Origin of the sequence: Lentzea fradiae (assembly GCF_900100955.1) — a bacterium.
Classification (GTDB): domain Bacteria; phylum Actinomycetota; class Actinomycetes; order Mycobacteriales; family Pseudonocardiaceae; genus Lentzea; species Lentzea fradiae.
On record NZ_FNCC01000009.1, the window covers coordinates 252,004 to 267,357 of the forward strand.

The 15,354-nt window shown below is 69.9% G+C and carries 11 protein-coding genes; 7 read left to right on the forward strand and 4 right to left on the reverse strand.

Annotation, left to right across the window (positions count from 1 at the left end; genetic code table 11):
* Window positions 1–156: 156 nt before the first annotated feature.
* Both BLT23_RS22745 and BLT23_RS22750 read left to right on the forward strand, forming a co-directional pair.
* Window positions 157–1,239: an aldose epimerase family protein gene (locus tag BLT23_RS22745; RefSeq protein ID WP_090051853.1), complete on the forward strand. Its 1,083-nt coding sequence runs from the start codon at window positions 157–159 to the stop codon at window positions 1,237–1,239.
* Window positions 1,240–1,328: 89 nt separating this feature from the next.
* Entirely contained in the window at window positions 1,329–2,591 is a 1,263-nt protein-coding gene (locus BLT23_RS22750; protein WP_090051854.1) for an AMP-binding protein, read from the forward strand.
* Here the strand turns inward: BLT23_RS22750 and BLT23_RS22755 are convergent.
* The 3 genes from BLT23_RS22755 to BLT23_RS22765 all read right to left on the reverse strand — a co-directional run bounded on the left by BLT23_RS22755 (window position 2,566) and on the right by BLT23_RS22765 (window position 6,520).
* The gene (locus tag BLT23_RS22755) at window positions 2,566–3,996 is read right to left on the reverse strand and encodes a glycoside hydrolase family 62 protein (protein WP_090052100.1); all 1,431 of its coding nucleotides are present in this window, start codon (window positions 3,994–3,996) and stop codon (window positions 2,566–2,568) included. The two genes, BLT23_RS22750 and BLT23_RS22755, sit on opposite strands and share 26 nt — an antisense overlap.
* A gap of 135 nt (window positions 3,997–4,131) precedes the next feature.
* Window positions 4,132–5,106 (reverse strand): LacI family DNA-binding transcriptional regulator, encoded by a 975-nt coding sequence (locus BLT23_RS22760; RefSeq protein ID WP_090052103.1) that lies wholly within the window; start codon window positions 5,104–5,106, stop codon window positions 4,132–4,134.
* A gap of 61 nt (window positions 5,107–5,167) precedes the next feature.
* The gene (locus BLT23_RS22765; RefSeq protein ID WP_090051855.1) at window positions 5,168–6,520 is read right to left on the reverse strand and encodes a glycoside hydrolase family 6 protein; all 1,353 of its coding nucleotides are present in this window, start codon (window positions 6,518–6,520) and stop codon (window positions 5,168–5,170) included.
* A 469-nt stretch (window positions 6,521–6,989) separates the two neighbouring features.
* Between BLT23_RS22765 and BLT23_RS22770 the strand changes: the two genes are divergently transcribed.
* From BLT23_RS22770 to BLT23_RS22780, 3 genes are all read left to right on the forward strand, one after another.
* On the forward strand, window positions 6,990–8,375 hold the full coding sequence (locus tag BLT23_RS22770; RefSeq protein WP_090051856.1) for a glycoside hydrolase family 10 protein: 1,386 nt from the start codon (window positions 6,990–6,992) through the stop codon (window positions 8,373–8,375).
* A gap of 155 nt (window positions 8,376–8,530) precedes the next feature.
* Entirely contained in the window at window positions 8,531–9,868 is a 1,338-nt protein-coding gene (locus BLT23_RS22775; RefSeq protein WP_245744100.1) for an extracellular catalytic domain type 1 short-chain-length polyhydroxyalkanoate depolymerase, read from the forward strand.
* A gap of 17 nt (window positions 9,869–9,885) precedes the next feature.
* A complete protein-coding gene (locus tag BLT23_RS22780; RefSeq protein WP_090052107.1) occupies window positions 9,886–11,199 on the forward strand; it encodes a CE1 family esterase in 1,314 nt (437 codons plus the stop codon).
* A gap of 60 nt (window positions 11,200–11,259) precedes the next feature.
* On the opposite strand, the gene BLT23_RS22785 is transcribed toward BLT23_RS22780, so the two are convergent.
* Window positions 11,260–12,789 carry a non-reducing end alpha-L-arabinofuranosidase family hydrolase gene (locus BLT23_RS22785; protein WP_090051857.1) on the reverse strand — a complete coding sequence of 510 codons (1,530 nt, stop codon included), beginning with the start codon at window positions 12,787–12,789 and terminating at the stop codon, window positions 11,260–11,262.
* 410 nt (window positions 12,790–13,199) lie between these two features.
* Here BLT23_RS22785 and BLT23_RS22790 point away from each other — a divergent pair, with 410 nt between their 5' ends.
* Entirely contained in the window at window positions 13,200–13,871 is a 672-nt protein-coding gene (locus tag BLT23_RS22790; RefSeq protein ID WP_090051858.1) for a response regulator transcription factor, read from the forward strand.
* The gene (locus BLT23_RS41330) at window positions 13,868–15,325 is read left to right on the forward strand and encodes a sensor histidine kinase (RefSeq protein WP_218133840.1); all 1,458 of its coding nucleotides are present in this window, start codon (window positions 13,868–13,870) and stop codon (window positions 15,323–15,325) included. Before BLT23_RS22790 ends, BLT23_RS41330 begins: the two co-directional genes overlap by 4 nt.
* Window positions 15,326–15,354: the final 29 nt, after the last annotated feature.

Below are 15,354 nucleotides of genomic sequence, written 5' to 3' on the forward strand. Positions count from 1 at the left end.
CCCCCACCGGCCGGGACTCGCCGCGTTCCCGGCCGGTGGGAACCACCCGGCGGACGGTGCCGCGATCTCCTACGATCGACTACGAAAAGCACCGCACCACAACGGTTCCGGCCACCGCACAGCCGGGGTCCGGGCGCACTCGACCCAAGGAGTTCCATGTCCCAGCGGGAACCCGAGCTCAGCCGGGAGCTCTTCGGCAGGCTCGGTGACACCGACGTCCACCGGTTCGTCCTCTCGTCCCCGGGAGGCGTGACCGTGCGGGTGCTGGACTACGGCGGCGTCGTCCAGTCGCTCGACGCGCCGGACCGCGACGGTGAGCCGGCCAACGTGGTGCTCGGGTTCCCCGCGCTCGACGACTACGTGAAGAACAGCCAGCCCGGCGCGAACAGGGTGTTCTTCGGCGCGCTGGTGGGCCGCTACGCGAACCGCATCGCGCGCGGCACCTTCACCCTCGACGGCGTCACGTACCGGTTGCCGGTCAACGACGGCCCGAACACCCTGCACGGCGGGCCGGAGGGGTTCGACTCCGAGGTGTGGTCCGCGACCGAGCTGCGCGAACCGGACAGCGTGGGCGTGCGGCTGGAACTGGTGAGCCCGGCCGGGGACAGCGGTTTCCCGGCGACGGTCTCGACGGAGGTGACGTACCGCCTCGACCGGGACGACAGGCTCAGCATCACCTACCGCGCGACGGCGGACGCGCCGACGGTGCTGAACCTCACCAACCACACCTACTGGAACCTCGCGGGCGAGGGCAACGGCGACGTGCGCGGTCACGCGCTGACGTTGCACGCCAGCCGGTTCTGCGCGGTCGACGACACGTTGATCCCGGTCGGCGAGCCGGTGCCGGTCGAGGCGAGCCCGTTCGACTTCCGTCAGGCGACGACGATCGGCGCCCGCATCGGCGAGTCCCACCCGCAGCTCGGGATCGCGGGTGGCTACGACCACAACTGGGTGCTGGACGAGGAGGCGCCGTTCGCCGCCCAGGCCACCGACCCGGAGTCGGGGCGGAGGCTGACGATGTGGACGACGGAGCCCGGTCTGCAGTTCTACTCCGGCAACTTCCTCACCGACGAGCTCGTCGGCACCGGTGGCCGCCCGTACGGGCGCTACTCCGGTTTCGCCCTGGAGGCGCAGCACTTCCCGGACTCGCCGAACCGCGACGACTTTCCCAGCACGGTGCTGCGGCCGGGTGAGGTGTACCGGCAGGAGACGGTCTTCCAACTGTCCACTGCGGACTGAAGTGTGACGAAAGTTACTTCATGGCAAAACTTCTCGAATCGACAGGTGATTCGACACACGACGAAACCTGAAACGGGCACCCTCGTGGTGTGTTCAGGGAATCCGTTCTGCGCGACCTTCCGCCCGCCGATCGCGCGCTGTTCCTGGAGTTCGGCGCGGGGCCGATCAGGACCCCGCCGTTCGACCACGTGCACCACGCCTTCGAGCGGCACGCCGAACGACGCCCGCACGTCACGGCGGTGGAGCACCTCGGCGAGTCGCTGACGTACGGGGAGCTCGACGCCAGGGCCTCGCTGCTGGCCGAGCTCCTCGTCCGGCGCGGTGTGCGGCCGGGTGACCACGTCGGACTGTTCCTGTCCCGGTCGATCGCCATGGTGGTCGGGATTCTCGCGGTGCTGAAGGCGGGCGCGACCTACGTGCCGCAGGACACCCGCACCGCCACGGAGGAACGCCTGCGGCACGTCGTGCGGACCGCGCGCATCGACGTGGTGCTCTCCACCACCGCGGACGCCCTGCCCGCCCACCTGGCCGCCGTCGTCACCATCGACGACCTGCCGGACGTGCGCTCGTTCTCCCGCACCATCACCCCGGACGCCGAGATCGCCGCCGTGGTCTTCGGTTCCGGCGCCGGGGTCAGGGTCTCGCACGCCAACCTGTGCAACCTCCTGCTCACCGCGCCGGGGTCGCTCGGCGTCACCACGGGCACGCGGGTGGCGCACCTGCTCGACATCGACTCCGGGGTGGCGATGTGGGAGGTGCTGGGCACGCTCGCGAACGGCGGCACGCTGGTGATCCGCGGTGACGACGCCGGACCGGCCGCGAGCACCGCGGAGGTCATCATCGCGACGCCCGGCGTGCTCGCCTCGCTCGACCCGGACGCGTGCCGGCGGGTGCACACCGTCGCGGTGGCCGGTGACCGGTGCCCGCGGGACCTGGCGGACCTGTGGTCACGGCGCGCGATCTTCCACAACGCCGGTGGCCGCACCGAGGTGAGCATCGTGAACACCGTGCAGCGCTACCGGCCGCGCACCGGGCCCCTCACCTTCGGCAGGCCGCTGCCGAACACGACGACGTACGTCCTGGACCAGGAGCTGCACCCGCGCCCCATCGGCGCGGCCGGCGAGATGTGGGCCGGGGGCGCGTGCGTCACGGCCGGCTACCTCGGCGACGGAGACCTGACCGCGCAACGGTTCCGGCCGGACCCGTTCCTCGGCGGGGACCACCTGATGTTCCGGACGCACGTGCTCGGCCGGTGGACCAGCGACGGCGAGCTGGAACACCTCGGGCCGCCGGCGGGGGTGACGGCGCACCCCCGCCGGCGGTCTCTCAGCAGGGCGAGTTGGTCTGCGTGAGCAGCCCGAGCCGCCACGGCAGCCGGTTGTACTCCCCGCCCGCGTCCGGGTCCATGCCCTGGTAGAGGTAGCTCAACCGGCAGGGACTGATCTCCATGTTCTGGTCCACGTTGGTCCGCACCATCTCGCCGTGGCTGATGTCCTGCGTCCACCGTCCACCCGGGAACGTCACGTTGTTGGCCCGGGCGAACGGGTTCGACTCGGTGTCGGCGAGCGCCGTCCACGGCCCGGTGATCCCCGGCGCGGTCCACGAGCGGAACCAGCGGCGGCCGTCGGTGCCGATCGCCTCGTGCACCAGCAGCCACTGGTCCTTGCCGGCGATCTTGTAGACGTTGGCCGCCTCGAACAGCCGGTAGCGGTCGCTGTCCTCCATGGCGATCACCGTGTTGCCGAAGCCCTGGGGGAACTGGGCGAGCGTCGTCTCCGACCGGTAGAGGTGCCCGTTGTCGTCGGAGGAGAACAGGTAGCACTTCGCGGTGTCGCACACCGTCCAGAAGTCGACCCAGTAGCCCTCGCCGATGTTGTCGCGGATGATCTGCGGCATCCCGTTGGCGTAGAACTGCTTCGGCGTGGACCAGGACAGCGGGTCCGAGATGTTCGAGGTCGTCGAGTAGGACGCGTTGTCCCCGGTCTGGTAGACGAGATACCACAACCGCTGGGGCGCGAAGTAGAAGACCTGCGGCGCGGCCCGGTAGCCGGTGCCGATGCCGGAGCGGTCGAGGTAGTGGTGCGTCGCGTTCGGCGCCTCCGACCAGTCCCGGAAGCTCGTGTACATCAGGTTGTAGCCGTCGGTGTAGGTCGACGCGAAGACGTGGTACTTGCCGTCGTGGTAGACGACGCTCGGGTCCTTCACCGCGACGTTCGCGTGGGTGGAGTCCGGCTTCGGGCTGATCAGCTGACCGCTGGACGACCAGCTGAAGCTCGACGGCAGGCCGGGCACGGGCCCGGTCGTCGTGGTCGTGGTGGTCGTCGTGGTCGGGACGACGTCACCGGTGCACCGGGTGCCGTTGAGGGAGAACCCCGTGGGGTGCGGGTTGTTCGCGCCCGTGCTGGCGCCGTTGAACCCGAACTCGACCTCACCGCCGGTGCGGATCGTCCGGTTGTAGGAGACGTTGCGCGCGGTCACCTCGGAGCCGGACTGCCGCACGTCGGCGTTCCACGCCTGCCGCACCTGCTGGCCCGCGCCGAAGCTCCAGGTGAGCGTCCAGCCGTCGACCGGGTCACCGAGGTTGGTGATGACCACCTTCGCGGTGAACCCCCCGTCCCACTGCGCCGGCGCGGAGTAGGAGACGGAACATCCCGGAGCCGCCGCGGCGGGCTGCTGCGCCACGGCGGTCAGCGCGGCCACCGTGAGGACCGAGACGGCGGCGGCGGTGAGCCGGGAGGTGAACGATCGCGCGAACATGATCACCCTTCATGGCAGGAGGATCCGTCGCCGAACCGCCGTCCACAGTGGACGGCGAGACTGCGGCAGTGCGACTTCCTGCAATGTAGAAGACACCGTCTCACATGGTCAAAGCTAAATTGTGAGCGCTAACTTTTAGCCGCCGCACCGGTTCGGGGGCGCCACCGACGCACGCAGGCGCACACGGGGCGGAACGCGGTGGACCAGAGGGGCCGGCAGGACGTGCGTGTCCAGCAACGAGGTCAGCACCGCGACCGCCCGTGCGCCGAGCTCGTGGCGCGACACGGCCACCGTCGTCAGCTGGGGGCGCATCCACGATGCCGCGGGGTCGTCCCCGAACCCCAGCACCGACACGTCACGGGGTGTCGAGAGCCCGGCCTCCGTCAGCGCCTGCTGGGCACCGAACGCGAGGCGGTCGTCCAGGCACACCAACGCGGTGGGCCGGCAGTGCCGCACCAGCGCGCGGGTGGCGTCGTAACCCGCCTCCGGTGTCCACTCGGGACAGCGGGACCCGGACACCGCGACCCCGGCCGCGTCGAAGACGTCGCGCAGCCCGATCAGCCGTTCCAGGGCCGTGATCCCGTCGGGCGGGACGTCGAACCGGCCGGGTCCGGCACCGACCAGGTGCACGTGCCGGTGTCCCGCCTCGACCAGGACGCGTGCCGCCGCACGACCGCCCCGCACCTCGTCGGGAACGACCGAGGGCACCGCGGCCGCGGTGGAGTTGAGGAGCACGACCGGTCCCGGACGCAGGCCGCGCGGCGCGGTGGTCGTCCTGGTGCCCGCGACGTGGACGACGCCGTTGACCGGCTCTCCGCCGGAACCCATGACCAGCAAGGAGAAACCACGCCAGGACGCGGCCTCCGCCACTCCCCTGACCACGTCCGGCGCACCGGGCTCCAGCACCAGGCCGATGGTCCGCGCGCGGGGACGTGCGGGCGGGCCGCCACGCCGGTAGCCCAGCAGGTGCGCCGTCGACCGCACCCGTTGTTCGGCCGCCTCGGAGATGCGCAGCTCTCGCGCACGTCCGGTCAGCACCAGCGACGCCGTCGTGACCGAGACGCCGGAGGCCGCGGCGACGTCGGCCAGCGTCACCCGTGTCCTGCTCACCGCGTCTCCCACGGGGAAGGCCGGTGCCCCGTCCCGGAGCGGGACGGGGCACCGGTGTGGATCAGGAGGAGCAGGGCACGTCGTTCAGCGTCGCCCCGGAGAACGGGGGCGTGGAGCCGCTGAGGTTGGCGTTGTAGCCGAGGGTCAGCTGACCGCCGGCCGCGATCGAGCCGTTCCACGCCGCGTTGGTCACCCTCACCACGTCACCGGTGTCGGACCAGGTGCCGTTCCAGCCCGAGGTGACGCTCACGCCCGGTGCCGAGAACGAGAACGTCCAGCCGTTGATCGCCCCACCGCGGTTCTCGATGACGATCTCGCCGGTGTAGCCGCCCTGCCACTGGCTGACGACCCGGTGGGTCGCCTTGCAGCCGCTGCCGGGGTTGCCACCCGTCGTCGTCGTAGTGGTCGTGGTGGTGGTGGTGGTGGTCGTCGTCGTCGTGGTGATCGGTCCCGCCGCGATGGCGAGGTCGTAGGCGCGCTGCGGCACGAACTGGCCGGCCGGGCCGATGCAGCCGTCCGACTCGCCCGGCAGCTTGACCCACAGGAACGCCGCGATCTGCGAGTCGCCCGTGTTCGTCGTGCTGGGCGTGCCGATCGCGCGGCCGGGCGGGTCGCACCACTCGCTGCCCGCGGGGCCGTTGCCGTTGCGGCTCGTGTCGACGACGGCCTTCAGCCGGCCGTCACCGAGGTTGTTGAGCACGCTCTTCGCGAAGTTCACCTCGTCGGAGGTGCTGCGGTAGTTCGACACGTTCGTCGAGATGCCGTCGGCGCTGTTGAAGATGTCCGCGCCGCGCAACCGGTTCGCGGCCTCCGACGGCGCCAGCCACGCCGAGTGGCCGATGTCGAAGTACACCTTCGCCTGGCTGGAGCCCTGCTTGAGCTTCTTGCCCGCGTAGGCCATGGAAGCCATCGTCTCGGCCTGCTGGCCCGAGTTCTGGCAGCTGGTCATCAGCGGCAGCACGTCCGGTTCCAGCACGATCGTCGCCGGACGGCCACCGAGGCCGGCGGCCACCTCGTCGACCCACGCGCGGTAGGCCGAGTGCGACGGCGCACCGCCGCCGCTGGCGCCTCCGCAGTCCCGGTTCGGGACGTTGTAGACGACCATGATCGGGATCTTGCCCGCGGCCGCGGCGGCGCCGACGAAGGAGCTGACCTCCGACCGCACGGACGAGGTGTTGGTCGTGGTGTACCAGCGTGCCTGCGGGACTTCGGCGATCCGGTCGCGGATGACCGCCGCCCTGGAGTCACCGGGGTTGGCCGCCACCCACCTCGCCGCCCCGGTGTTCGGGTCCACGTAGAAGGCCGACTCGGCGGCGCTGACGGTCGCGGTTCCCCCGACCGCGAGGACGGTGACCCCGGCAACGACCGCGCTGGCGAGCAGGCCCGCGCCCGTCGTCTTGCTCCACCGTGTCATCGTGTCTCCACTTCGCTCGGTTGCGATGATTCAGGTTCTCGCAGCGGCGTTGCTGTCCGGACGTGAGAATCGGCGACGCGAGAGCACTCTCAGAACGTCGGAGAAGCGAATGCGAGCTCGGGCCAACGTAACCATGCGGCGCTGAATCGTCAACGTCGCGAGTGATCATGACAACGTTGACGGATCGATGTTTCGAAAATTCGACGAACAATCCCCGCACGCCCCTGACGTGGCACTTGGGAGCGCTCCCTACGCCGTTCAGGGCAACCTGCTGTCGAATTCGACAGCGACTTCTTGTGAGTTCGCTGGAACGGCTGCGACACTCCGGAACGGCACCGGCGGGCGATGACGGAACAACTCCCGTCAATTCTTCACGCTCACCGAGATCCGGCTTTGGCGCACCGGGTCCGGCCATCCGTCCTGCCCATCCCCACCCTGCATTAGGGGTGACCACAGGAAAGTGCGGAACATGAGACTGACAGCGAAGTCAGTGGCCCTGATCCCGGCCATCGCCACGGTCGCGGCAGCGGCGATCGGCGCCACCCTGATCACAACCCCGGTCGCGAACGCGGCGACCACACTGGCCGCCGCGGCCCAGCAGAGCGGCCGGTACTTCGGGACCGCCGTCGCGGCGTACAAGCTCAACGACTCGACCTACACGGGCATCCTGAACCGCGAGTTCGACATGGTCACGGCCGAGAACGAGATGAAGATGGACGCTCTCGAGCCGAACCAGAACCAGTTCAGCTACGGCACCGCGGACCGGATCGTCAACCTGGCTCTCAACCAGGGCAAGCGGGTGCGCGGTCACGCGCTGGCGTGGCACATGCAGCAGCCCGGCTGGATGCAGAACATGGGCGGCACCCAGCTGCGCAACGCGATGCTGAACCACATCACGCAGGTGGCCACGTACTACCGGGGCAAGATCTACGCCTGGGACGTGGTGAACGAGGCGTTCGCCGACGGCAGCAGCGGCGGGCGTCGTGACTCGAACCTGCAGCGCACGGGCGACGACTGGATCGAGGCCGCGTTCCGCGCGGCACGGGCCGCGGACCCGACCGCGAAGCTCTGCTACAACGACTACAACACCGACGACTGGTCGCACGCCAAGACCCAGGGCGTGTACCGGATGGTGCAGGACTTCAAGTCGCGCGGCGTCCCGATCGACTGCGTCGGCTTCCAGTCGCACTTCAACAGCCAGAGCCCGGTGCCGGGCAACTACCAGACCACGCTGCAGAACTTCGCGAACCTCGGCGTGGACGTGCAGATCACCGAGCTCGACATCGAGGGCTCCGGCAGCACGCAGGCCCAGAACTACTCCAGGGTCACGCAGGCTTGCCTCGCCGTCGCCCGCTGCACCGGCATCACCGTGTGGGGCATCCGCGACACCGACTCGTGGCGCGCCTCCGGCACCCCGCTGCTGTTCGACGGCAACGGCAACAAGAAGCAGGCGTACAACTCGACGCTGGACGCGTTGAACGCGGGCGGCACCACCGACCCGACCACGTCGACGACGACCACCACGACCACGACCACGACGACCACCACGAGCAACAACCCCGGTAACGGTGCCTGCACCGCGACGGTGTCGTTGAACCAGTGGAACGAGGGCTTCGTGGCGACGATCAGGGTCACGGCCGGATCGAGCGGCCTCAACGGCTGGAGGGTCACGACCACGTTGTCCAACGCGACGGTCACCGGGTCGTGGAACGCTGATCGCAGCGGCAACAGCGGCAGTGTGAACTGGACGAACGTGTCCTACAACGGGAACGTGCCCGCCGGCGGCTGGACCGAGTTCGGCTTCCAGGGCAGCGGCAACGGATCGGGCCTCAACCCGACCTGCTCGGCGCGATAACCCGCACCCACCACACCACAGGCAGGTTCCCGCGGAACGGACGTGAGGTCCCCCGCGGGAACCGTCCTGCGCTGGTGCGCTTCAGCGCCCGACCCCCGATCCCACGCCGTCCTGCCGCGGCGGGACGGCGCCCCCAGCGAGGAGGCGAGGTCACCGTGACCACCGCTAGCCCCACCCGCACACCCCGCAAGTCCACCAACATCGTCGCGATCGTCGCGGCCGCACTGGCGTTGATCACCGCCGTCGGCCTGTCCCTGGTCCCCCAACCCGCGCACGCCGCGTCCCTGCAGCAGGTGACGAACTTCGGCACCAACCCGACCAACCTGAACATGTACGTCTACGCACCGGACCGGCTGGCCGCCAGGCCGGCGATGCTCGTGATGATCCACTTCTGCACCGGGTCCGCGAGCGCCGTGCACAACGGCGGCGGCCGGGACTTCGTCTCGGCGGCCGACCGCTACGGGTACGTGATCGTGTACCCGGAGGCGACCAGGGAGGGCCGCTGCTTCGACGTGTCCACCCAGAACGCGTTGCGGCGCAACGGAGGCAGCGACTCCACCGGCATCATGTCGATGGTGTCACACGCGCGTCAGCGCTACAACGTCGACCCGTCGCGGATCGTCGTCGCCGGCATCTCGTCCGGCGCGATGATGACCAACGTCCTCGCGGCCCAGTACCCGGACGTGTTCAGCGCGGCGTCGGCCTTCGCCGGTGTGCCCGCCGGGTGCTTCGCCACCACGGACGGGTCGATGTGGAACAACCAGTGCTCCACCGGCAACCTGAACAAGACCCCGCAGCAGTGGGGTGACCAGGCACGGGCGATGTACCCCGGCTACACCGGCAGCTACCCCCGGATCCAGCTCTTCCACGGCACGAACGACACCACCCTGGCCTACCCGAACTTCGGTGAGGCGCTCGACCAGTGGACGAACGTGCACGGCGTGAGCAGGACCCCGGTCTCCACCGACCAGCCGCAGTCCAACTGGACGCGCACGCGGTACGGCTCCAACGGCGTCGTCGAGGGCATCAGCGCCCAGGGCGTCGGCCACGACGTGCCGACCAACGGGATGGTCGGGTACGCCATCTCCTTCCTCGGCCTGGACCGCCCGTCGGAGACCACGACCACGACCACCACGACGACCACCACGACGACCACCACCACCACGACCACGACGACCACCACCACGAGCAACGACCCCGGTAACGGTGCCTGCACCGCGACGGTGTCGCTGAACCAGTGGAACGAGGGCTTCGTGGCCACGATCAGGATCACCGCCGGCTCCAGCGGCCTCAACGGCTGGAGGGTCACGACCACGTTGTCCAACGCGACGGTCACCGGGTCCTGGAACGCCGACCGCAGCGGCAACAGCGGCAGTGTGAACTGGACGAACGTGTCCTACAACGGGAACGTGCCCGCCGGCGGCTGGACCGAGTTCGGCTTCCAGGGCAGTGGCAACGGATCGGGCCTCAACCCGACCTGCTCGGCGCGATGACGAAAAGGAGGATGACCATGTCACGGCACAGGATGGCGCTTCTGGGAGCGGCCACGAGCGCGATGGTGTTCCTCGGCGCGGCGGGCATCGCCCTCGGCGGCCCGGCGACCGGTGAGACGCCGGCGGCGGCGGGGGAGGTCAGCGCCGCGGCGGGCACCGCGGGCTGCGGCAAGGCACCACTGACCAGCGGGCAGCGCACCATCAGCTCCGGCGGGCAGAACCGGACGTACTTCCTCCGGGTGCCCTCCAACTACGACAGCAACCGCCAGTACCGGCTCTTCGTGGGCTTCCACTGGCTCAACGGCACCGCGAGCGAGGTCGACTCCGGCGGTGGCGACGGCTACAACTGGTCCTACTACGGCCTGCGCCGGCTCTCCGACAACGCGAACAACGACACCATCTTCGTGGCGCCGCAGGGCAACAACAACGGCTGGGCCAACCCCGGCGGCCAGGACCTGAGGTTCGTCGACGACCTCGTGGCGCTGCTCGACAACTCGCTGTGCATCGACACGACCCGGCGCTTCGCGGGTGGTTTCAGCTACGGCGGCGCCATGTCCTACGCGGTGGCCTGCGCGCGGGCGAACGTGTTCCGGGCGGTCGTCGTGTACGCGGGCGCACAGCTCAGCGGGTGCGACGGCGGCAACCAGCCGATCGGGTACCTGGGCATCCACGGCGTCAGCGACTCCGTGCTGAACATCAGCATGGGTCGCCAGCTGCGCGACACGTTCGTCCGCAACAACGGCTGCACGTCCCAGAACCCCCCGGAACCGGGGCGGGGCAGCCGGACCCACTACGTCACCGAGTACAGCGGGTGCCGTCAGGGGTACCCGGTCGTCTGGGCGGCGTTCGACGGCGACCACACCCCGGCTCCGCTCGACAACGGCGGCACCGGCTGGCAGACCTGGACCTCCGGTGAGGCGTGGAAGTTCATCAACCGGTTCGCCGGTGACCCGACGACCACGACGAGCACCACCACGTCCACGACGACGAGCACCACGACCACGACCACGACGACCACCACCACGAGCAACAACCCCGGCAACGGTGCCTGCACCGCGACGGTGTCGTTGAACCAGTGGAACGAGGGCTTCGTGGCGACGATCAGGGTCACGGCGGGGTCCAGCGCCATCAACGGCTGGACCGTCACGACCACCTTGTCCAACGCGACGGTCACCGGCTCGTGGAACGCTGACCGCAGCGGCAACAGCGGCAGCGTGAACTGGACGAACGTGTCCTACAACGGGAACGTGCCCGCCGGCGGCTGGACCGAGTTCGGCTTCCAGGGCAGCGGCAACGGATCGGGCCTCAACCCGACCTGCTCCGCGCGATAACCCGCACACATGAGAACGCGACCGGCTCGCTGAGCCGGTCGCGTTGTCATGTCAGGAGGTTCAGCGTTGCAGGGTCAGCAGGCCCGGCCGGTAGGGCAGGCGGCCGTAGTCACCTCCGGAGTTCGGGTCGCGGCCCTGGTAGAGCAGCTGCAGGTTGCAGGGGTCGATGGTCTTGGTCTGGTCGGGGTTCGTGCGGACCAGGTCACCGTGGCTGATGTCGTTGGTCCAGGTGGCACCGCTGTTCGCGCGGCCGGCGAACGGGTTGCCCTCCGAGGCGGCCTGCGGGGTCCAGGACCCGTTGAGGCTGCTGGAGGTGAACGACCGGAAGTAGCGGCCGTTGTTGCCGATCGCCTCGACGATCATGAGGTACTGGTTCTGGCCCTGGACCTTGTACACCTCGACGCCCTCGAAGAGGTTCGCCTGGGTGTCGCTCATGATCTCGGTGTAGCTCGACCCGAAACTGCCGGGGAAGTTGCCGATCGGCATGCTGGAGCGGTAGATCTTGCCGTTGTCACCGGCGAAGAACAGGTACATGTTCGACCCGTCCGCGATGAGCGTCTGGTCGATCGGACCCGTGCCGGAGTTGGGGATGCTGCCGGTGAACAGCGGCTGTGCCGAAGACCACCCGTTGGCGTTCGTCGGGTCGTTCGACGTGCGGTAGCTGAACGCGGTCGGGCCCCACTGGTAGGCGAGCACCCAGATGTTCTTCGGCGCGAAGTAAAGCAGCGTCGGCGCCACCGCGGAGAAGTTCATCCCGTTCTGGCTGACGGAGCCCATCTCCGACCAGTTGGAGAACTGGCCGAAGTTCATCGAGCCCCAGCTGCTCCCGTTGTCGTGGGTCGTCCCGTAGACCAGGTGCTTGCCGTTGTGGACGACGTTGGTGAAGTCCTTGAGCGACACCCAGCCCTGTTTCGGCTGCGCCAGCGGGCCCGACGACGACCAGCGGTAGGTCGACGGCAGCTGGCAGGAGCCACCGGGGTTGGTCGTCGTCGTGGTGGTCGTGGTGGGGTTCGTGCCGCCGCCGACGCGAACCAGCTGCCACTGCTGGTTGGAACCGTTCCAGTCGCGGTACTGCACGATGTTGGCGCCGTCGGCGGTGGAACCGCCCTGCACCTCGACCGCCTTGCCGCTGTTGCGGTTCACCAGCCGCACGTACCCGCCGTCGGAGTCGGCGAGGCGGAACTGCTGGTTGGAGCCGTTGCCGTCGGTCCACTGCACGATGCTGCCGCCGTCGGCGGTGGAGAAGTTGTAGACGTCGAGGACCTTCCCCGACAGCCGTGACTTCAACCGGTAGTAACCGCCGCCCGAGTCCACGAACTGCCATTGTTGCTGGTTGCCGTCGTTGCGCGCCCACTGGGTGATGCGCGCGCCGTCGTTCGTGGCGAGGTTGTAGACGTCCAGCGCCTTGCCGCTGTTGCGGTTGACCAGCACGTACCAGGCTGTGGTGTCCACGGTCGCCGCCGACACGGGCGCGGCGGTGAACGCTGCCGCGAGACCGCCCAGGAGGACCGTGACGGCGGCGAGGACGCCTGCCATCCGGGTTCTGCCGGCGCGGGGGACGGAGGTGGGCGGGTGGCCTGTTGCGGCCATGAGCGTGCTCCTCTTCGTCGAGGTTCGAAAAAAGAACCGCGACCGGAAGGACGTCCGATCGACCGCCTGCGCCAACGGTCGAGCGGCCACGTGCGTCGCCGGAAGCGACAGCACGGTTACCGGCCGCGTCCTTGCACTGTGGAGGAGATTCCCCTTTGAGGTCAAGAAGTGTCGAACGCGTTCGACTGTGGACGGACTCCGTTCGACGGCCGGAGGGCGTCACCGGCAGGGCCCGGGGGTGCACGAGGTGGCGGCGCCGCTCCCCCTCGGCCGCGCCGCCACCTTCCCCCCAGACCGTGGAGCCCCCTCCTCCACGGCGCACAGCTTGCCCGGTGGAACCTGAAGCGACGCTGAAGGACTCTGAACCGGATTTCAGGACTCGATCACGGGAGATGCGGCACGCTCTTCCCATGCGCGTGCTCGTGGTGGAGGACGACCGGCGCCTCGCCGAACTGCTGACCCGCGGCCTGACCGCCGAGGGGTTCGCCGTCGACGTCGAACGCACCGGCACGGACGGGCTGTGGCGGGCGAGGGAGCACCCGTACGACGTGATCGTCCTGGACATCATGCTGCCCGGCCTCAACGGCTACCGGGTGTGCCAGGAGCTGCGGGAGGCCGGGGTGTGGACGCCGATCCTGATGCTCACCGCCAAGGACGGCGAGTTCGAAGAGGCGGAGGGCCTCGACACGGGAGCGGACGACTACCTGACCAAGCCGTTCTCCTACGTGGTGCTCGTGGCGCGGCTGCGGGCGCTCGCGCGGCGGTCGCGCACCGCCCAGCCGGTGCTGCTGCGGGCGGGTGACCTGGTGCTGGACCCGGTCAGCAGGCAGTGCCACCGCGGCACCACCGCGATCGACCTGAAGGCGAAGGAGTTCTCGGTGCTGAGCTTCCTGCTCAGGCACACCAACGAGGTGGTCACCAAGGCCGAGATCATCGAGGGCGTGTGGGACTCGGCGCAGGACCCCGACCCCAACCTCGTCGAGGTCTACATCAGCTCGCTGCGGCGCAAGATCGACGCGCCGTTCGGCAGGCGGTCCATCACGACGGTGCGCGGCGTCGGCTACCGGCTGGTGGACCGGTGAAGTCCCTGCAGGTCAGGATCACCGTGCTGGCGACGGTGGTCACCGCGCTGCTGGCGGGGCTCGCCGGGGTGCTGCTGCTGGAGGTCCAGCGCGACCAGGTCACCGCCAGTGCCGTGGACGGGTCGCGCCGGTACCACCTGTGCGCGGGGCAGGACTGCGCCGAGCTCGTCCCGGGTGCTCTCGCCGGCGCGCCGGCGCCACTGGTGCGGTACGTCGGCTCCGAGGTCCACCCGGAGCTGTCGCTGTGGCCGTTCGGCGGCGACACGCGGACGCCGTACCAGGTCACCGGGGACGGCCCGCCGATCGCACCGGAGTTCGCTCAGGGCGTCGCCGACGCTGCCCAGTGGCGGCTCAACAGCATCACGACAGCGTTCCTCGTCGTGCTGGCCGCGGTCACGACGGCGGTGGCGGTCACCGTCTCGGCCGCGGTCGGCCGGGTGCTGCGGCCGGTGGAGCGGATGCGCGCCGAGGTGGCCGAGATCAACGAGAACAACCTCACCCGCCGCGTCCCCGTGCCGTCCTCCGACAGCGAGGTCGCGCGGCTGGGCGCCGCGCTGAACGAGACGCTCGACCGGATGCACCGCAGCGTGGAGGACACCCGCAGGTTCGTCGCCGACGCCTCGCACGAGCTGCGCAGCCCGCTGGCCGCGCTGCGGGCCGAGCTGGAGATCGCGTTGTCACACCCGTACCTCGCGGACTGGCCGACCGTCGTGAAGGCGGCGCTGGAGGACGCCGAGCGGCTGCAGGAGCTGACCACGGACCTGTTGCTGCTGGCCAGGCTGGACGCCGACGCGCCGGAGAACCAGGACACCGTCGACCTCAGCGCCGTGGTGCGCCGCGAGGTGGCCCGCCGGGCGATGGTCACCCTGGAGGCCGACGACCACGTGCTCGTCCCCGGACGGCGCGCCCAGCTGTCCCGGCTGCTCGGCAACCTGCTGGACAACGCGGAACGGCACGCGGGCACCGCCGTGGTGGTGCGCCTGCGCGGCGGGCCGTCCGCGACGCTGGAGGTGATCGACGACGGCCCCGGCATCCCCGAGGCGGACCGGGAACGCGTCTTCGACCGGTTCGCCCGCCTCGACGAGGCCCGCACGCGGGACGCGGGTGGTGCCGGTCTGGGTCTCGCGATCGCCCGGCGCATCGCGACGAGGCACCACGGCACGCTGGAGGCCACCGACGCGGAGGGGTTCCGCGGGGTCCGGTTCGTCGCGTCGATCCCGACCGGCATCCCGCAGCCCCGCAAGGCCGTCGTCGCGCACCGGCGCACGGGGGACGAGGTCTGGCAGTTCCTCAACGGCTCGATCGTCCCCGCGCACGGCTTCCTGCCGGAGCCCCGCCCCGCCCCCGAGCCGGAACAGGTGTGGGAGCTGGTGTTCGGCGGGCACCCGCCGGTGTCGCTGGGCCGCACGCCCCCTCGTGACCTGCTGCCCGCCGGACACCGGCGCTGGACCTGACGCCACCGCCCGGCACCGCAGCCTGATGT

What these genes read in the sequence shown, in the direction of transcription:
- BLT23_RS22765 (WP_090051855.1), bottom strand. Translation starts at nt 6,520, where the DNA reads ATGACACGGTGGAGCAAGACGACGGGCGCGGGCCTGCTCGCCAGCGCG.
- BLT23_RS22790 (WP_090051858.1), top strand. Translation starts at nt 13,200, where the DNA reads ATGCGCGTGCTCGTGGTGGAGGACGACCGGCGCCTCGCCGAACTGCTG.
- BLT23_RS22780 (WP_090052107.1), top strand. Translation starts at nt 9,886, where the DNA reads ATGTCACGGCACAGGATGGCGCTTCTGGGAGCGGCCACGAGCGCGATG.
- BLT23_RS22770 (WP_090051856.1), top strand. Translation starts at nt 6,990, where the DNA reads ATGAGACTGACAGCGAAGTCAGTGGCCCTGATCCCGGCCATCGCCACG.
- BLT23_RS22745 (WP_090051853.1), top strand. Translation starts at nt 157, where the DNA reads ATGTCCCAGCGGGAACCCGAGCTCAGCCGGGAGCTCTTCGGCAGGCTC.
- BLT23_RS22785 (WP_090051857.1), bottom strand. Translation starts at nt 12,789, where the DNA reads ATGGCCGCAACAGGCCACCCGCCCACCTCCGTCCCCCGCGCCGGCAGA.
- BLT23_RS22755 (WP_090052100.1), bottom strand. Translation starts at nt 3,996, where the DNA reads ATGTTCGCGCGATCGTTCACCTCCCGGCTCACCGCCGCCGCCGTCTCG.